Origin of the sequence: Croceimicrobium hydrocarbonivorans, assembly GCF_014524565.1 — a bacterium.
GTDB lineage: Bacteria > Bacteroidota > Bacteroidia > Flavobacteriales > Schleiferiaceae > Croceimicrobium > Croceimicrobium hydrocarbonivorans.
Genome location: NZ_CP060139.1, coordinates 746,042 through 764,408, shown reverse-complemented (window position 1 = coordinate 764,408; position 18,367 = coordinate 746,042). Strand labels below are relative to the sequence as shown.

13 protein-coding genes are annotated in these 18,367 nt (G+C 43.7%); 9 read left to right on the top strand and 4 right to left on the bottom strand.

All coding sequences use genetic code 11. The annotated features are described in order from the left end of the window. The first annotated feature begins 6 nt into the window (after positions 1–6). The 3 genes from hemH to typA are packed head-to-tail and all read left to right on the top strand — an operon-like array spanning position 7 to position 3,647. Entirely contained in the window at positions 7–1,047 is a 1,041-nt protein-coding gene (gene hemH, locus H4K34_RS03475; protein WP_210759442.1) for a ferrochelatase, read from the top strand. A 27-nt stretch (positions 1,048–1,074) separates the two neighbouring features. Continuing rightward, a complete protein-coding gene (locus H4K34_RS03470; RefSeq protein ID WP_210759441.1) occupies positions 1,075–1,788 on the top strand; it encodes a T9SS type A sorting domain-containing protein in 714 nt (237 codons plus the stop codon). 56 nt (positions 1,789–1,844) lie between these two features. Further along, the gene (gene typA / locus H4K34_RS03465; RefSeq protein WP_210759440.1) at positions 1,845–3,647 is read left to right on the top strand and encodes a translational GTPase TypA; all 1,803 of its coding nucleotides are present in this window, start codon (positions 1,845–1,847) and stop codon (positions 3,645–3,647) included. A 237-nt stretch (positions 3,648–3,884) separates the two neighbouring features. On the opposite strand, the gene H4K34_RS03460 is transcribed toward typA, so the two are convergent. Together H4K34_RS03460 and H4K34_RS03455 are read right to left on the bottom strand one after the other, a co-directional pair. Further along, positions 3,885–4,229 carry a DUF1801 domain-containing protein gene (locus tag H4K34_RS03460; RefSeq protein ID WP_210759439.1) on the bottom strand — a complete coding sequence of 115 codons (345 nt, stop codon included), beginning with the start codon at positions 4,227–4,229 and terminating at the stop codon, positions 3,885–3,887. Beyond that, positions 4,226–6,565 carry a T9SS type A sorting domain-containing protein gene (locus H4K34_RS03455; protein ID WP_210759438.1) on the bottom strand — a complete coding sequence of 780 codons (2,340 nt, stop codon included), beginning with the start codon at positions 6,563–6,565 and terminating at the stop codon, positions 4,226–4,228. Before H4K34_RS03455 ends, H4K34_RS03460 begins: the two co-directional genes overlap by 4 nt. Before the next feature lie 184 nt (positions 6,566–6,749). On the opposite strand from H4K34_RS03455, the gene H4K34_RS03450 reads away from it, so the two are divergent. The 5 genes from H4K34_RS03450 (at position 6,750) to H4K34_RS03430 (ending at position 13,994) form a co-directional block, all read left to right on the top strand. Continuing rightward, positions 6,750–7,865, top strand: coding sequence for a DUF2911 domain-containing protein (locus tag H4K34_RS03450; protein ID WP_210759437.1), 1,116 nt, complete (start codon positions 6,750–6,752; stop codon positions 7,863–7,865). A gap of 111 nt (positions 7,866–7,976) precedes the next feature. Further along, positions 7,977–8,525: a YceI family protein gene (locus H4K34_RS03445; protein ID WP_210759436.1), complete on the top strand. Its 549-nt coding sequence runs from the start codon at positions 7,977–7,979 to the stop codon at positions 8,523–8,525. 118 nt (positions 8,526–8,643) lie between these two features. After that, positions 8,644–10,191 carry a hypothetical protein gene (locus H4K34_RS03440; RefSeq protein WP_210759435.1) on the top strand — a complete coding sequence of 516 codons (1,548 nt, stop codon included), beginning with the start codon at positions 8,644–8,646 and terminating at the stop codon, positions 10,189–10,191. An 82-nt stretch (positions 10,192–10,273) separates the two neighbouring features. Continuing rightward, the gene (locus H4K34_RS03435; RefSeq protein WP_210759434.1) at positions 10,274–11,836 is read left to right on the top strand and encodes a hypothetical protein; all 1,563 of its coding nucleotides are present in this window, start codon (positions 10,274–10,276) and stop codon (positions 11,834–11,836) included. Positions 11,837–11,864: 28 nt separating this feature from the next. Further along, a complete protein-coding gene (locus H4K34_RS03430; protein WP_210759433.1) occupies positions 11,865–13,994 on the top strand; it encodes a Tex family protein in 2,130 nt (709 codons plus the stop codon). Here the strand turns inward: H4K34_RS03430 and H4K34_RS03425 are convergent. Both H4K34_RS03425 and H4K34_RS03420 read right to left on the bottom strand, forming a co-directional pair. Beyond that, complete coding sequence (locus tag H4K34_RS03425; RefSeq protein ID WP_210759432.1) at positions 13,969–15,228, bottom strand: MFS transporter; 1,260 nt, start codon at positions 15,226–15,228, stop codon at positions 13,969–13,971. The two genes, H4K34_RS03430 and H4K34_RS03425, sit on opposite strands and share 26 nt — an antisense overlap. After that, positions 15,225–17,474 carry a GDSL-type esterase/lipase family protein gene (locus H4K34_RS03420; RefSeq protein WP_210759431.1) on the bottom strand — a complete coding sequence of 750 codons (2,250 nt, stop codon included), beginning with the start codon at positions 17,472–17,474 and terminating at the stop codon, positions 15,225–15,227. Before H4K34_RS03420 ends, H4K34_RS03425 begins: the two co-directional genes overlap by 4 nt. Positions 17,475–17,814: 340 nt before the next feature. Here H4K34_RS03420 and H4K34_RS03415 point away from each other — a divergent pair, with 340 nt between their 5' ends. Further along, positions 17,815–18,291 (top strand): tetratricopeptide repeat protein, encoded by a 477-nt coding sequence (locus H4K34_RS03415; protein ID WP_210759430.1) that lies wholly within the window; start codon positions 17,815–17,817, stop codon positions 18,289–18,291. Positions 18,292–18,367 lie beyond the last annotated feature (76 nt).

The window sequence follows — 18,367 nt, the reverse complement described above, 5'->3', positions numbered from 1 at the left end:
TTGTAGATGAAGCAAGCTTTATTGATCGTAAATCTGGGTTCGCCCGATTCTTATGCTGTGGCGGATGTGCGTCGCTATTTAGGTGAATTTTTAATGGATGAAAGGGTAGTGGATTTCTCTAAATGGTTCCGCACCTTCCTCGTTAAGGGAATAATCCTGAATACCCGTCCACCTAAATCAGCGGAAGCTTATAAAGGAATATGGTGGGAAGAAGGTTCACCTTTAATGGTGCTGTCGGAAAGATTAAAGGAACAGGTTCAGGCCCATAGTGATATGCCAGTTGGCTTGGGGATGCGATATGGTAATCCTTCCATTCATTCGGCCATCCAAAAATTGAAGGAAGCTCATCCGGATTTGGAGACCCTGCATTTAATACCTCTTTATCCGCATTATGCGATGAGCAGTTATGAAACGGTAGTGGTAAAGGCTCGCGAAGTAGTGGAAGCTCATTTCCCGGATTTGGAGCTTTTGGTGAAGGGACCTTTTTATGATGATGAGCGCTACCTGAATATTTTGGCCAATTCTATTAAGGCCGCTTTACCTGAGGATTATGATTATTTGCTCTTTAGTTACCATGGAGTACCCGAGCGACAAATTCGTCATTCTGATGTAAGCAAAGCACATTGCCTTCGTCTGGATAATTGTTGTGCCAAGGATAGTCCCGCACAGGCATTTTGTTATCGTCATCAAACTTTGGCAACCACCGAGATGGTGGCGCGTCAATTAGACCTGAAAGCCGGAACCTATAGTACCAGTTTTCAAAGTCGCCTGGGCCCGATTAAATGGTTAGATCCTTATACCGATAAAACCATTGCCGAATTGGCGCAGAAAGGAGTAAAGAAATTGGCGGTGGTTTGCCCGGCCTTTGTTTCGGATTGCTTGGAAACGATTGAGGAAATTGGTGTTGAGGCACGCGAAATTTTCATGGAAAATGGGGGCGAAGACTTTACTTTGATTCCCTGTTTAAATGATCAAAGTGACTGGGCCAAACTTTTGGCAGATTTTGGCACGGAATTGTATGCAAAGAAGATAGAGACTACTGCCTAAATTTTTATACATTTAAGCAATTGCAGCATGAAACACTTATACCTAGCATTCATCTTAGTTTTTAGCTTGAGCTTATCCGCTCAGGTATCCAATCATGCGGTGCGCGATTGCATGGGTAATTCCAATTCTATCTACCAGGCATTGGGTACCGGCAAAGCTTTAATTGTTACTTCCAATGGTTTTGATTGCAGCATCTGCGTAAGCAAAGCCGGAAGTTGGGGCAATTGGGCCACTGCCAACAAGGCTTCTGTAAATGTTTGGGGAGCAATGACCCTCACCTATAGCAATGCTATTCCAACTTGCAGTCAGGCGCTTAACTGGGTAAACAGCCATGGCTGGTCCGATATTTACACTTTTATCGATTCATCCGAATATTTCTTCGAAGCTGGCACACCTCGTTATTTGGTTTACAGTCCGGTGGATAGCTCTCTGATTTACACCGGCGGAAGCGAGTCGCAAGCAAGAAATGCGGCTTTAAATGCTGCTGCTTCGGTAACGATAAAGGAGAATAGTTTGGAAACTATGCAGTATTTCTATCAGAATGGACTGTTAAGCTTCCGTAAAGTACCGGCTGGAAATACCCTGGTTGAGATCTATAATTTGGCCGGTAAAAAAGAGCGCACCTTCACGCTGCGTAAGGATCGCAGAGATTATCCCCTAAGTGATTTACCCAAGGGAATTTACCTCATGAGAATGACCAATGAGCAATCTGCGATAACTCGTAAAATTGTCGTTTCCTAATTAGGTATTTATACCGTTTCAATAGCGTAGCTTTGCCGGCTTATTAGAAGCCCCATATGAAGCTGCGAAACATTGCAATTATCGCCCACGTTGACCACGGTAAAACTACCCTGGTAGACAAGATGTTACTATCCTGTAAGATCTTCGAAGATCACGAAAGTCCGGGAGAACTTATCATGGATAATAATGACCTCGAAAAGGAGAGGGGCATTACCATTCTCGCCAAAAACGTATCTGTTCAGTATGGCGATTACAAAATTAATATCCTCGATACCCCAGGTCACAGCGATTTCGGTGGTGAAGTAGAGCGTGTATTAAACATGGCTGATGGTGTGGTTTTATTGGTAGATGCCTTTGAAGGGCCGATGCCACAAACCCGCTTTGTATTAGCCAAGGCCTTAGAATTAGGTCTGAAACCTATTGTTGTTATTAATAAGGTGGATAAGCCAAACTGTACTCCAGACGAAGTACATGAAATGGTATTCGACTTGATGTTTAGCCTCGAAGCTACTGAAGACCAATTGGACTTCCCAGCTATTTATGGTAGTGCCAAACAAGGTTGGATGAGTGAAGATTGGAACAAGCCTACCGATAATATTAATGCCCTTTTAGATGCCATCGTTGAGCATATTCCTGCTCCGGTAGAGCGTGAGGGGACTCCACAAATGCTGATTACCAGCTTAGACTATTCCGCTTATATCGGTCGTATCGCCATTGGTCGTGTACACCGCGGAACCTTAAAACCGAATACCCCTGTAACCCTAGTAAAACGAGATGGCCAAAAGGTGAAATCTCGGGTAAAGGAGCTTTTTGTTTTTGAAGGATTTGAAAAGCGCAAGGTAGAGTCCGTTTCCAGTGGGGAGATTTGTGCTATTACCGGTATTGAAGGTTTTGATATTGGCGATACCATCGCTGATGCCGAGAACCCAGAGGCAATGCCTACCATTCGTATTGATGAGCCTACCATGAGTATGTTCTTCACCATTAACGATTCACCTTTCTTTGGTAAGGAAGGTAAGTTTGTAACTTCTCGTCACGTAAAGGATCGTTTGGATAAGGAATTGGAGAAGAACCTGGCTTTGCGGGTTGAAGAAACTGATTCTGCTGATTCTTTCCGCGTTTATGGTCGTGGTGTATTACACCTTTCGGTATTAATCGAAACCATGCGTCGTGAAGGTTACGAATTACAGATTGGTCAGCCACAGGTTATCTTCCGTCAGATTGATGGTGTGAAGTGTGAGCCGATGGAAGAGTTGAATATCGACCTTCCAGAATCAATCCACGGTAAAGCGATTGAGGCGGTAACCCTTCGTAAAGGAGAGTTAACTCAGATGGTTCCTAAAGGGGATCGTATGCACTTGGATTTCTTAATTCCTTCTCGTGGTATTATCGGATTGCGTAACTATTTGATGACGGCCACTGCTGGTGAAGCGGTAATGTCGCATCGCTATATTGAGTACCAACCTTATAAAGGAGAAATTCCTGGTCGCCAGAATGGTTCTTTGATCGCTTTGGAAACCGGAAAAGCCATCCCTTATTCACTGAACAACTTGCAGGATCGCGGTCGTTTCTTCATTCCACCTAATGCCGAAGTATACGAAGGTCAGGTAGTGGGAGAAAACAACCGTCCTGGTGATTTAACAGTGAATATTACTAAGACTAAAAAGCTTAGCAATATGCGTTCGGCTGGAGCCGATGATAAAATGCGTATTGCTCCTCATATTGAATTCTCATTAGAAGAAGCCCTCGAATACATTCAGGGTGATGAATATGTGGAAGTAACACCTCAGAGCATTCGTTTGCGTAAAATTTTGCTTCGCGAAGCAGAACGTCGCAGAGGTGAAAAGATCAATTTTTAAGCAAAGAAAAAGCCGCGGGGACGCGGCTTTTTCATTCCAAAAAAACACCAAAAAAAGCATCCGCCTATGCGGATACGGAAAAACAAAACAAGCTCTCTAATCAGAAGCTCAGGCTCGAACTTCTGGTTTAGGGCCCCCTTCAGTCATGAACTGAAATTTTGTTAAGAACTACTCTAATGACAATTCAAATGTAGAAGAGTCAGTAAGGAGTAAAAATGATATTTATCAGTTTGAAGATCAGGATTTGGCGTCTAAAGCCAGAGCCGCATCCAGAATTTGATCAATCGCTTCCAAGGGGATGGTCTCCAAATCCCGAAGCACAATACTGGAAATTTGCCTTCGACCTCGAGCCTCTAGTAAACCGGTAGGATCTTCAAATTGATTCGCCCGGGTAAAGGATAAATCCAGACTTTGATCCTTATTGGGCTTTAGGTAGCAAATCCATTTCTTACCATAGTACATGGGGATGCCATAGGCGATCTTGGGTTTTAAACCTGCTCGCTTTAAATGATCATGTAAAAAAGCAAGGAGCTCCTGTTGAGCTCCTTTATGCTTTAGAATAAAATTTTCGACAGGGTTCACAAAGCTTGGATTAGAACTTTGGCTTCAGCGCCGTTCTCAAATTTAAAAAGATAGATGCCTTGCGGCCAGTTTTTGCAATTCATTTCTTGGATAGCTTGATTACTGCGGTAAATGCGTTGCCCTTGTAAGTTGAAGACCTCCAGATTCATGGGCTTATCCCATCTCACCAATCCACGGCTGGGATTAGGGTAGATATAAAAGGGTTGAGCTTTTTCAAGTTCCGAAATGCTAATGTCTGGAATCAAATCATGAGCATACAAACCAGTGCCGGTGCCTACCAATAATTCATCGTAGAAAAGCACATTTATTTCTGTGCCCACAGGATAAGCATAGCCTAAACTCCAGCCCAAGCTACCATCGCTACTATTTATATAAATGCTTTCATCCATGGCAATAAAAACATAGCCATCGCCATCAGTAATGGCAGTTGCTTCGCCACTCGCTGAGGGTCCTGCAAAATTGGACCAGGCTCCACTTGCCAAATCTTTAATGAATACATTGTTAACCGGTAATAGCCCTGGATCGCGGTTAAGTACAAATAGGCTATCACCGCTGTTATTCAATTCCAGGTCCACCGTATGGTCGGTGGCTCCGAAGCTACCATCAGCACTTAGGCTAAAACCACTGCTACCTAATTCGGCACGATAAACACCATAATGACCGGCAGTAAGGGGATCGGCACTTAAACCAATATAGGCCACTAATTTCCCGGCTTCGCGACTAATCACAATGTCCGTAATATCAGCATCCTGACCAGGGCTGGAAGCAAGTATTAGCAATTGTTGCCAGTTATTGCCGCCATCTAAACTATAGAAGCAGCCTCCTTTGTCGCCAAAGTCAATGCTGAAACCAGCCATTACAATATCTGCGCTATCCGGTGCCACAGCAATGGCAGTACAATGGGTATTAATACGGTTGAAATTCAGGGGAGGATCTTCGGGACTAAAAACACGACTCCAGCCATCGTTGCTGGGGCTAATTTGTTGACCGCCATTCTGACTGCGATATATTCTTTGATTACCGGCATAAATGGTGTCTGGCTGACTGGCACTCATGGCAATTGCGGTATAAGGTGCACCGTCGAAATTGGGGAAGCTTGGCCCACTCCATCTTGGGCTACTAGTATTGTAATTCTCTACTTTACGTATACCAGATTTAGAGGCTACCCATCCGGTAGCAAAATCGGTGGTCATATCTATATCATTCACTTGAACTGCAGTAAGACCTTCATTCCAACCAAAGATGCTATCACCTCTTTCAGTAGAATAGCCGAATCCAATATTGGTAGAGTGATAAACCACAGCCGGGTTTAGAGGGTCTTGTTTGGTGAAGCCATCATTAGCACGGTTGAGGTTTTCTATATAGGCATGACCAGGGTTTATCCAAGTGCCAATGCTGCTGATATCTTTTTCTACGGCATTACCGATGTAGAGACTCTGCTGACCTGAATAATCTGTTACCAGAATATTGGAGCCCACTACTCCGCCAACTGGGCCAGGGGTGTTGATAGGAACATCATACCAGTTGAAGCCCATATCCGTACTCCAAGCCAAATGTCGATCTCTAATCGTAGGATTAGCTAAGGGAGGTTGCCCAGCTAAATACCAGGACCCTAAATGATCAAAGCCAAAGGTTCTCCATTCGATATTAGTGACACTAAATCCCATGGTGCCAACAGAAACCAGGGAAGTACTGCTGCTTAAAGAATGAAAAGCACTGGACAGAAAAAATAAAGTTGGACTGGGACCTGCTTCGAAAATGTAGAGATATTGGTTTATAGGGTGGATTAGCAATTGTGGGGGCTCGGTATAGTTTTTCATTAAAGTTTTGCTGCCCGCTTTGCTGTAAATACCGGTGCTATTGATTGGGCCAAAATCTAAAACATCAAAACCACCGGCCATAGGATTGTTCTTCACCAAGGCCATAGTATCACCTTGAATGATAAATTCCTTTACCATACTATCAACCTGGCTGGCGACAGTTGCGCCAAAACTGCTGCGATACACTTTGCCTTGGGATAAGAAGTAAATGCTGTTGCTGGCCTGATGGATTTCAACATTCATTATAGAAGCTCCAAAGCCGTCATCTGCATCAGCAGAGGGAATTACCTGCCAATCTAGATTTGTTATTTGGCCATTGCGATTGGCTTTAGCATAAAAGAGTGAATTGGGGCTCTGAGTACTACAAACGAGATAAATGGAATCGGGACTAAAGGCCCAACTTTCAAAATCGCCTACCTGTCCGCCGTAAACCCCTTCTGCTACTGGGGCACTTAAACTTTGTGCCCAAAGGGCTGAGCCTGTGAGGAGCAGGCCTATTAATAATCTTATTTTCATGGTTCTTTAATTGGGGGTAAATAAAATATGGGAGCTACATAATCGAAATTTGTATTTAAAAATAGGGGATTTTGTCGGCCAATGGAATTATTTCATCGATTGAGCACAATATCTAGCGCTAGAATTCAGAACTTTAGAGCCCGATTAAGAACCTTTTTACTGCTACTTGTGCAAAATTGATACTATGCGCACGAGTATTTTCGGGAGTCTCTTACTCCTATTTCTTTCGGCTTCCCTCCAAGCCCAATTTCACAATTTAGCCTTACCCACAGCCAGTCCTGAGGTAAGCGAAGAGCAAAGTTTAGGCATCACTAAGATTGCTTTGCATTACCACAGTCCTATGGCCCGTGGCCGAAAGGTTTGGGAAGATGGCCGCACCATTCCTCAAAAAGGGGAGCCAATCGCCTGGCGAGCTGGAGCTAATATGAATACCACCATTAGCTTTAGCACCGATGTTTATATTGAAGGCCAGGCCCTGGCAGCGGGAACTTATGGTTTGCATATTATTCCCGACGGACATCAGCATCGGGTTCTCTTTGCCCATGCCAATCAATTATGGGGTAGTTATTATTTGGATTTGGAAAAGGATCTAAGTTTGGACGTAAGCGTTCAAGACACAACCTGTGCTTATAGTGAAAAACTGGATTATGAATTCGATCACATCAACGATAGTACATTGGTTTTAGGCCTGGAATGGGCCGACCGTCGTATCCCCATCGAGATTAAGGTGGATTTGGTGAAAACGGTTATGACCTCCTTACGCAGTGAGTTGCGCGGAGAGGATACCTATCGCTGGGAAGCCTGGAATGATGCCGCACAGTTTTGCTATGATCATCAACAACATTTAGAAGAGGGGCTGAGTTGGGTAGATCATTCCATTAATGGCGGATATGGAGGCTTTGGCGCTAATCCGAATCTATACAATTACAGCACTAAGCTTTATATACTTGGAGCTTTGAATCGTGTCAAGGATCAAAAGGCACTTCTAAAAGAGGCCTTGAAGCTAAGTGGTGATCGCAATGCTAAATTGACTTTTGCCTCAGCTTTATTGCGCAATGGCCTTTATGCCGAAGCCGCTCAATACTTGGATGCAGCGCAAAAGGAATTAAGCGATGATTGGGTACTGAAGCTCGATCGGGGCGTGGCCTATTACCACACTGGCAATTCTAAAAAGGCTTTAAAGCTGATGAAGGAACTGGAAAAAGAAGCTCCGGATTTCTTTCAGAATCGCCTAAAGCAGGTAATTGCGGAAATGGAAGCAGGTAGTTACCAATATCCCAAGGCTCCACATAGGTCTTAAGCTCATCGAAATCCACTGTGGTGGATTTCTTTTTATTTATATTAATGTTTAAACATTAATTGTATATTTGCCTTATCAAAGTTTAAACATTAACACAAAAAATCAAAGCATATGTCAACTCAAAAATGGTCCCTCGATCCTGCTCACACTAATATTCATTTCAAGGCCAAGCACTTGATGATTACCACCGTAACCGGTTCTTTCGGTTCCTTCGATGGAAGTGTAGAAACAGAAGGTGAAGATTTCAGTACCGGAAAATTCAGCTTTAGCGCGGATGTCGCTTCTATTAGTACGGGTAGCGAAGAGCGCGACGGTCACTTAAAAAGCGATGACTTCTTTAATGCTGAGCAATTTCCAAAATTGACTTTTGTAGGTAAGGAAGTGAAAAATGTAGATGGCGATGAATTTGAATTACATGGCGAAATGACCATTCGCGATGTAACGAAACCCATCGTATTAAATATTGAAGTAGGTGGAGTTGCCAAAGATCCCTGGGGCAATTTAAAAGCCGGTTTTTCTTTCAAAGGAAAGCTCAACCGCAAAGACTTTGGCTTGAAATTTCACGTTGTGAATGAAGCTGGAAATCTTTTGGTTTCAGATGAAATCAAAATGGAGGGCGAAGTGCAATTAGCTGCGGTAGAAACTGCAGTGGAAGCCTAAGCCCGTTTTTTCTCTCAATTGGTTGTTGAAAGCCCTGATCTGATGATCGGGGTTTTTTTATGCGGGATGTTTTGGTAGAGCGGAGGGAGAGCAGGTATCTTCGCTGTAAATGTTCACCGTGAAAAACCTGATTCTATTCTCGCTAAGCCTCAGTCTGCTATCCCCCAATCTTTTGATTGCCCAGGAGTTGATTGAGACGGATCAATTAGAAATCCATCTGGGGCCTTTGCATAAGCGAAAATCGGTAACCAATGGCATTGGCCTCTTTTTAGCTGCCTCGGAGTACAATTTGGCAATCCGAGATTACTATAGCTCTATTTTTCACAATCAAGGTTTCCGCTATGCCATAGAGGTTTTTGATAAGGACTATAATCTGTTGCAGTCTTCCGAAGATTACTTCACCACAAAAGACCTGGAAGGTGATGAGGAGATTGCCATTGCCCATTACGAAAATGCTTTGGCGGTTTTAAGTCAATCCCGAGATAAGCGGAGCCATAGCGATGCTGTTTTCATTCAAAAGATCGATCCCAAAACCCTAGAGCCTAATGAGGAGTTCGTGAAACTTGTGCAAATTGAAGATGCACAATTCGAGGACTTAGGGCATGGAGTTTTTAAATATAGAAATACCAGCAATGGAGCATACCGTGCTTTGATTTATGCCTATCCCAAAGGCTTTGTGAGCAAACAGGTTAAAGTTTTTCTATTTGACAGCAATTGGGACTTGGTTTATGAAAAAGTGCAGGTATTTCCTTTTCGTGCAGATTTAACCGATCTGCTTCAATGGAATATCAATCAGGAAGGAGTCATTCACTTTCTCTACAAGGAATACGACCGAAAGCGAGAAGAGAATTTTCAGGGGAAACCCAATTATAGTTTGCAATTAGTGACTTTGGAAAACGATAGTTCAGAGGCCAGGATTCAAGAGCTGGAGTTCGATACCTATTTTTTAAGTCATACCAAAATGAAGCTGGCCTCAAACGGAGATGTGTATATCGCGGCCACTGCTACGGATGAAATATCAAATGCACCATTGCGGATGTTTTGCAGCAGAATTAGACCATCAAAAGACAGCATACTCTATGCTAGCTATGGTGAAATTCCTTTGGATTCCATTGCAAAAGATTTGACTGTAGGAGTGAGCGAAGTTCCGGGCTATGATTCTCCTGAGATTGAGATTGGGCCTGATGGATCCGTATTCGTTTTATCGGAACGAAAGACCAGAATAAAGTTGACTAAAGATGTTCAACGCCCACATATGAGGTACGATGAGATTTCCTATGAGCATAGGTATTATGGGATCATTGTAAGTCATTTTGATCCCAGCGGGAATTCTGATTGGTCGGATTTCATTTTTAAGAAGCAAGAAACCTCGGGTGATGCGGTCCGCTATTCTTCTTTTTACTCAACCGTTTACAATGGAAAGCTGCATGTTTTCTTTGCAGGACCAGATCGCCATACTAAGATCATTCCCGGTAGACCAATGTGGTACCTGAGTAATGTGAGCTATACTGCGCAAGGCCAAAGGAATTGGGAGATCATGTATAATGCTAAGGAAAAGAAGCGGGTGCCAAAGTTTATCTATGGTGTAACAAAGGGATCCGGGCATATTGTATTCCCAGCTGATTACAGAAGTCGTTCGGCTTACATAGAACTTAGAATTAAGTAGGAAATCAAGCGCTATAGAGTATTCAATTCCTCGGCACAAAAGAAGAGAGCTTAATTTCGCCAGATTCTCAAAATTGCATTTTATGAAAAACCTGTATTTGCTGCTCATTTGTTTGTTCTTAGCCTTAGGGCTTAAAGGTCAGGATAGTATCTCTACCGAAAGTCTTAAAATTGAAATGGCGCCAGTCTTTAAGGTAAAGCGTCATACCGACTTTTTAGATTTTTGGGGCCGAAATTCTGAAAAGCATTATGCAATTAGAGTTCGTAATAAGCCTAAATTCAATTTTACAGGCACACAGTATAGCATTGAAGAATACGACCGAAGTTTCAATTTACTAAGAGAAACTAAGGATCCATTTAACAGTGGTGATTTTGGTGGAAGCTGGCTTTATCCCCGACGCTTTTTGGCTTTGGGAATTACAGATTCCGATATCTATTTATTTACCCGAGGCGAAGGGTCTAAGCCTAAAACTCACTCGGTGTACCGCCAAAAAATTGACCCTTTTAGCCTGGGGATAAGTAAAAAGGTTTGTGAGGAGTTTATCAGCATTCAGGATGATAATTTTGAGGAGCATAGCAATGGAGATTTTGTTTTCCGTAGTTCGGAGGATGAAAGCAAAAATGTATTTGTGTATTTCTATCCTAAGAGTTTCACTAGCTATCAGTTCAAAATCTTTGTCTTCGATCGAAACTGGAATCCGCTTTATACTCGCCTGGAGACCTTGCCTTTACTTTCCGATTTAGTAGTAGTAAAGAGTGTTAAGCTAAGCAATGATGGTCAGGTTCATATTCTTCTAAAGTCCTACAAAAAGAAAAAAGAGGAATATATGAAGGGGCAGCCCAACTATAGCTTAAAGCTGCTAACTTGTAAAGATGGAGAATCAGAGCCTCTGGTTCAAAATGTACAACCTAAAGATTACCTCCTCCATAATCTGAGAATGGAAATGGCGCCCAATGGCGATTTAGTCATTGCGGCCACAGCAGTAGATATGCTTTCAGATGCGCCCCTTAAAATGTTTTGTTCACGATTGAGGCCTGCGGATTCCAGCATAGTTTATACTTCATATGGGAAGCTTCCTATGAATGCCATTAAAAAAGACCTTGAACAAGGAGTGGAGAATGTGCCTGGTTTTGCTGAACCTCAAATTTGTTTTGCGGATGATGGATCTGTCTTTTGTTTAACCGACAGACAAACGGTAATTCGTAGAGTGAAGAAAGACCACAATGGAAATGAGATGTTCGGAGAATATGAGTATCGCTATAAGTACTTTGGGATAATTGTATCCCATTTTGATTCTACTGGACTTGATGACTGGTCTAAGTTTGTTTTTAAAAAACAAGAGACTCAATCAGATCGAGCCTTGCATTCTTCATTCTTTGCAATGGCGAATCATAATGCCGTACATGTTTTTTATGCGGCCTTTGATGATAGTAGAGGCCTTACCTTAAGATGGCCTTTATGCTTAATTACGCATCAAGAGTTTAAGGTTGATGGAGCCGAAAGGAGCCAAGTAATTTTTGATGTAAATGATTGGGATCGCAGACCCATTTTTCAGGATGCTGTAAGAATGGACCGTGATCAAGTTGTGCTTCCAGTCGATTGGCGCAAGAGAGCGGGATTGATCAGCATTAGCATCAAGGATTAAGCTCTTCTAAATTTAAATACTATTTAGTTTGAACTACAATACTTTCATCGTTCAAAAGCTCAGACTTACTGAGAAGCAAGTAGCCAACACCTTAGCCCTCCTCTCCGAAGGAGCTACCATCCCATTTATTGCTCGTTACCGTAAGGAGCGCACAGGGAGTTTGGATGAGGTGCAAATCCAAGAAATAAAGGAGCAGCAAGCCTATTTCGAAAAGGTGGCGGCCCGGAAAGCCAGCATTCTCGAATCCATAAAGGAGCAGGGAAAATTAAGTGCAGAACTCGAAGCTCAGATTGAAGCTTGCTGGGATTTAAATGAGCTCGAAGATTTATATCTGCCCTACAAACAAAAGCGTAAAACCCGGGCTTCAGTAGCCAGGGAAAAAGGCTTGGAGCCCTTGGCGGGAATGATCATGAAGCAGGATGCTCGCGACCCCGAATCCTTGGCTCTGAGTTTTGTGAAAGGGGAGGTACAGGATATTGATGAGGCCTTATCAGGCGCGCGAGATATAATGGCGGAATGGATGAACGAAAGGCTTTCTGCCCGAAATACCCTGCGTCGCATTTTTGAAAGAGAGGCCCAAATTCAAGCTAAGCTGATTAAAGGGAAGGAAGCGGAAGCGGAGAAATACCGCGACTATTTCGACTTTTCGGAAGCCTTGCGTCGTATTCCGGCTCATCGGCTTTTAGCTATTCGCAGGGCCGAGAATGAAAAGCTTTTACGGGTGAGTATTGCTCCCGAAGAAGAGCGAGCATTGGATAGCCTCGCTCGCATATTTGTAAAAGGTCGTAATGCTTGCAGCGAACAAGTGGAATTGGCTTTGAAAGACAGCTATAAACGCCTGATGAAACCTTCCATCGAAACGGAATTTGCCCAAGCTTCTAAGTTGAAAGCGGATACGGAGGCCATTGCTGTTTTTGCGGAAAACCTGCGACAGTTATTATTGAGTCCACCATTGGGCCCTAAGCGAATTCTGGCTATCGATCCAGGATTTAGAACCGGCTGTAAGGTGGTTTGCATTGATGAGCAGGGCAGCCTTCTGCATAATGACACCATTTACCCGCATCCGCCCCAGCGCGATACAGCTAAGGCCGCTGCTAAAATTGCTCATCTGGCCGAAGCCTATAAAATTGATGCCATCGCCATTGGCAATGGTACCGCTGGTCGGGAAACCGAAGAGTTTGTAAGTAAGAAGGTGCGCTTTAAATATCCAGTGCAAGCCTTTGTGGTGAATGAAGCAGGAGCCTCGATTTATTCGGCATCATCTATTGCTCGAGCGGAATTTCCCAATTACGATGTTACCGTTCGAGGTGCTGTGAGTATCGGTCGACGATTGATGGACCCTCTGGCGGAATTGGTGAAAATCGACCCTAAAAGCATTGGGGTAGGGCAATACCAACACGATGTAGATCAAAATCAATTGAAAGCGGCTTTGGATCGGGTGGTGGAGCAGGTAGTAAATGCTGTTGGGGTAAACCTCAATACTGCCAGTAAGCACTTGTTGGAATACGTATCGGGCTTGGGCCCCAAACTAGCTGAAAATATTGTGGCTTATCGCGAAGAGCATGGAGCCTTTAAGTCCAGGGCAGCCTTATTAAAAGTGCCCAAATTAGGGCCAAAAGCCTATGAACAGGCAGCGGGCTTTTTACGAATCCCGGAAGCGGAGAATCCCCTGGATAATTCTGGCGTGCACCCGGAGTCTTATGTGATCGTGAAGCAAATAGCGAAGGATCTTAAAAAACCGATTCACGATTTAATCGGCCAAAAAGAAATATTGAAGGACCTTGACCTCAAACCTTATTGTACAGAGGAGGTAGGTCTCCCAACCTTGGAGGATATTAAAAGCGAACTCTCCAAAGTAGGAAGGGATCCTAGAGGGGCAGCCAAGATCTTTCAGTTTGATCCGCGCATCCGCAGCATATCCGATTTGCAGGAAGGGATGATATTGCCAGGCATCGTTAGCAATATCACCAATTTTGGCGCTTTTGTAGATGTAGGGGCCAAGCAAGTTGGATTGGTGCATGTTAGCGAGTTGGCAGATCGATTTATTCGAGATCCCAATGAGGTCGTGCGCTTACAAGAGCAGGTTCAGGTTAAAGTCCTTTCGGTGGATGTGCCACGTAAAAGAGTTCAGCTTAGCTTGAAGCAGGCTCAGTCCTAGCCACTTTGCGATATTCCCTTTTCCAGGCTTGAGAAAGGATGATTCCGAGGATCATAATTAAACCTAAACTTAGGAAGAGGTTTTGGTGTCCGATGGGCCCAGAGTTCGATTCAAGAATCCAGCCCATAAAAGGACTCATGAAAACATCCGGCAAATAGCCAAGCACGGAGAGAATTCCAATGGCCGTGCCACTGAGGCGACGGTCTATTTGGTTTTCGCGCATCAGAGAGAAATAAATACCACGTAAGGCATAAATGCCACTGAGGCTGGAGCCTAAAAAGATCAGTCCAAAAGCAGTCATTTCCTGGCCAGGAAACCAGGCCAGGGCCAGGGCGCCCAAAGCGCTGATCCCAAAGCTGAAACTCAGGATTTTTGCGGTGGAAATTCGATCCACCAGAAAGCCAGCGGTAATGGCGGTGATGGGGCGCAGGTAGAAAGTATAGCTGCTTAATAAAACGGCATCTTCTTCGGAGAGTCCCCAAACTTCATGACCAAAGAGGGAAACATCGTCGGTTATTTTATAACCACAATAGGCGCAAAAAAGAATCAGGGCTTGCAGCCATAAACGTTTCAGGCCTACCAATTTTTTTAATCCTTTCATGGAGTGATTCAAGTCCATTTGAACCTCTCTTTTCGGTAGGATAAACCAAACATAGATGGCAACCAGAATCAGGTAAAAGGAGGCGCTTTGCAATACATAGCGATAGGCAATATGCCGGCTTTCAATCACCTGACTGGATTCATCTTGAAAGTAGAAAGCAAAAAGCGCAACGGCCAGGCTCGACCAAATGGCAGCGCTTAGTCCACGACCTCCTTCAACCCAACCAAAGGCTTTGCCCACATTTTCGGGGTCCACCAAAATGCGGGTGCTTTTCATTAAAGCGGCCCAAAAGAGTAAGATAGTAGAGAAGCCCCAAAAGGTGTAGGCTATCAAAAGGGCAGTATAATTGGGCCACCAGCTTATTATAAATCCTCCCAAGGCGGTAAGGCCTAAGGCTATGGACATTAATTTTCGAGCGGAAAATAAATCCGCCAAAGGCCCTCCAAGGAAATAGGAAACCACTGCTACTAAGCCATAGAGGGAGAAGCAATAACCTAATTCCAGATTATCGATTTGATACACCTCTAATAAGGTGGTTCTAAAAACCCGAGGTGCCATAAAGGGCAGCAAGAAGATGGCCTCACCTGCCAGGATAAGTGCTAAGTACTGTGAAAATGTTTTTAGCCGATTCACTGAATCAGCAACTTGAGGATTTGCTCCTGACCCTCCTGTTCAATTCGTAAATAGTACAATCCTTTGGCAAGGGATGTTTTAATCCTGATATCTGTTTCAAAGCCTTGGCCTTCCGATAAAAGCTTACCATTAGTGTTCATCAGCTTCCAGCTAAAAGCTGCTTTACCAGGATTGGAAATATGGAACTGCCCCTGATTTGGATTGGGGTATAGGGTGAAGCCTAAGCTGCTAGCTTCTTCTAATCCGAACCAGGGTAAAAATTGCACCGCTAGAGTATCCGAATGCATGCATCCTAAGCTATCAATAGCGCTTAAAATAAATTGCTTAAGAGTGTTTTCATATCTATGGGCAGGGATAAATAGTGAATCTGCAGTGGAGCCATCGTTCCAAACGGGATTGCTAAATCCAGGAGGAAGATATAGGATTAGGTCAATTCCAGGGCTATGGTTGAAATCAAAACCTAAATCTAAAATGGCTGGACTAGGTTTCGGAATAATGGTATCTACCGTACTCTGACATTGCCCATCGGCTTTAAAGCCATAGTGATAATAGAATTGGGCTCGGATAGCCCGGGGATGATAGATGGTTCCGAAGGTATGCTGAATGCCACTGCCCGCTTGCACACTTAATCCTGCTCCTTGATACAGCTGCATGCTACCCACACTTTGGTAGGCCAATCTCTGATTGCTGTTTTCCAAATAGAGGTAGCAACCCAGGGTGTCGCCAGGATTTAAAATTATACTGCCGAATTTTAAGACATAGCTACTGTCTTCCAGAGCCCCATAAATACTGTCTGAGATGGAAGCCGACCAGGAAGCGGCCGTGTTTTCATGGCCTTGATAAGACCCTAATCGGGTGCGGAGGTTCACTTGCATATCACCAGAAGTTCCGGCCACAAATTGAATACTATCCAGGCTTACAGTATCCGGTCCGGCAATAAGGTTAAACATGCAACCATTCCATTTGATATTGGAGCTTTGCGCTGAGCTGAGTGATTCGATATAGTAAAAAGGTCCCTGTAAACTTTGTAAAAACAGGCTGTCGCCCAAAGTAGGATTCCAATACAGGCTGTCCCCTTGATTTATGGGCTGACTTAATCCGGCATCGCTAAACCAGGTCAATTGATCGCCGCTATGGCTGGGGCTAATCCACATGCTATCGCCCTCGCAGTAAAAGGGATCGGTGCTGGTAATTTGGGGACCGGCTTCACTTTGGACCTCAATACTGCTGCTAATATTATTAAAGCTATTGCTGTCTTGACTGCATATAATCCGGCTGTGTAATTGCCAGTGCTGCTGTTGATTGGTATTTAGGCTGAATTGCACCTGAGCATAGGCACAGCCTGAAATTTGATTGAGGCTTTGGCGCAAAGTATCTCGAATACCACTGTTGAGGTCTAATCGAATGAGTTCTACCGTAGCCGCTGATTGTAGGCTATCGCTGCGAAGATTGGCTAATTGGATTTCAATAATGCTGTTGGGGCTACCACAGGGCGAAGGATTGGTCCAAAGGGGAGGAGATACTTGTAAATCCAGACCCGAAACATTGGAAACCAGGCTATCGGGCAGGGCCTCTGTTAAAACCTCCTGCCATAGAAGGCGATGGCCGGCATCATTAACATGGGTGCCGTCGCCAGAATTATACTGCGCCAGGATGGTATTTTGACTGTTGGCTAAACCCGTCCAGAAATCTATGGCTCGGGGGCCGAAATAGCTCAAAATGGAATCGCGGACATCCAATTGAATTTGAATTTGGCTGGCACTAAAGTTTCGGGGTTGGGTGGTGCATACCCAGAGCGGTACATTATAGCTGGCCGCCAGGCTATCAATATGAATAAAATTAGTCATTTGCTCATTGAGCCCAGTTCCGATAGCAGCATCATTGGAAGGTAGGTTAATGATAATGGCATCGGGGTTTTGGCGCAGGGCATGACTGATATTACGCAGGGTATCCGGACTAGGACGGCCGGAAGGTGGGCTGAAATAATCGGGCATTAAACGCCAGGTATTATAACCACCTTGAGCAAGATTGATTACCTGATTGGCCGGGTTTAGGGCCTGCATACTGCGGCGGTAGCGATTTACCCAGGAAGAATCAGGGGTGCTGGCTCCTGCTCCTGCAGCGGTGGAAGAGCCAATCACTACAATGGTGAGCGTGTCATTCGCTAAGCAAGCCGAGTTTTGGGCCTTGAGAAAATGGAAGCTTAAAAAGAAGAGGAAAAGGTAGAGGGCTTTGTTTGGTTTCATGGATTAAAGCTACTAAACAGCATTCTCATTAAAACAGGAATCAATCTATTTTACGCGTTTAAAACTGTGAATTGCTCAATTGTTTCATTTTTATTTAAAAAAGCTTGCGGGTAAATAAAATGTTTTATTCATTTGCAGCGCAAAACAAAATAAAGCGAGCGATATGCAGTGTATAAACCATAAATACGGAATTGATCCAAATTTTAGCCAACAGGGGCTGAGAGGGAAGTAGGTTTTTTATGCAAAGCTATTCGCTCCCGGTTCCTCTTTAGGACCGGGATTTTTTTTGCTCTGAGGAGTGGTTCCGGTCTGGATTTGCCAACCTTAAAGCAAAAAGAAAATGTCAACTCAATTAGTAACATCTTATTATTTAAAGGCTTACGACGCTTATCCTTTTGATCTGGCAGAAACAGAGGAGCAGCTCAATTATGCCCTGGCTTATGATCCGGAGCATATACCCAGTCTTTGCTTAAAGTCTCAATACTATCTCCACATGCTTAATTGGCCAAAAGAGGCTAAGGATGCAGCCGAACAGGCGATGGCAATTGATCCTGAAAATGCTTGTGCTGCAGCAGCGCTAATGGATAGTTTGATTGCGCTTCAATTATATTCTGAAGCTCTAAATTTGTTGAATTATATTACCAGTAAATCTTTATTTAAACCTTTATATGTTTATTGGTATATGTTTAAGATAATGGAGTTAAGAGGCTATTTAAAAATAGCTATTAATTATTGTAAAATGCTTTTGCAATATGTGGAAAATGAGGCCCAACAAAATGAGATTGAATTAAGTCTTAAACGACTCAAAATGAAGTAGAAAGCCAAGCTGAAGACCAAGGCTTCTAAGGCCTGAAAATTCATTTTATCTTATTTAAAATACGGTTTGTTCTACC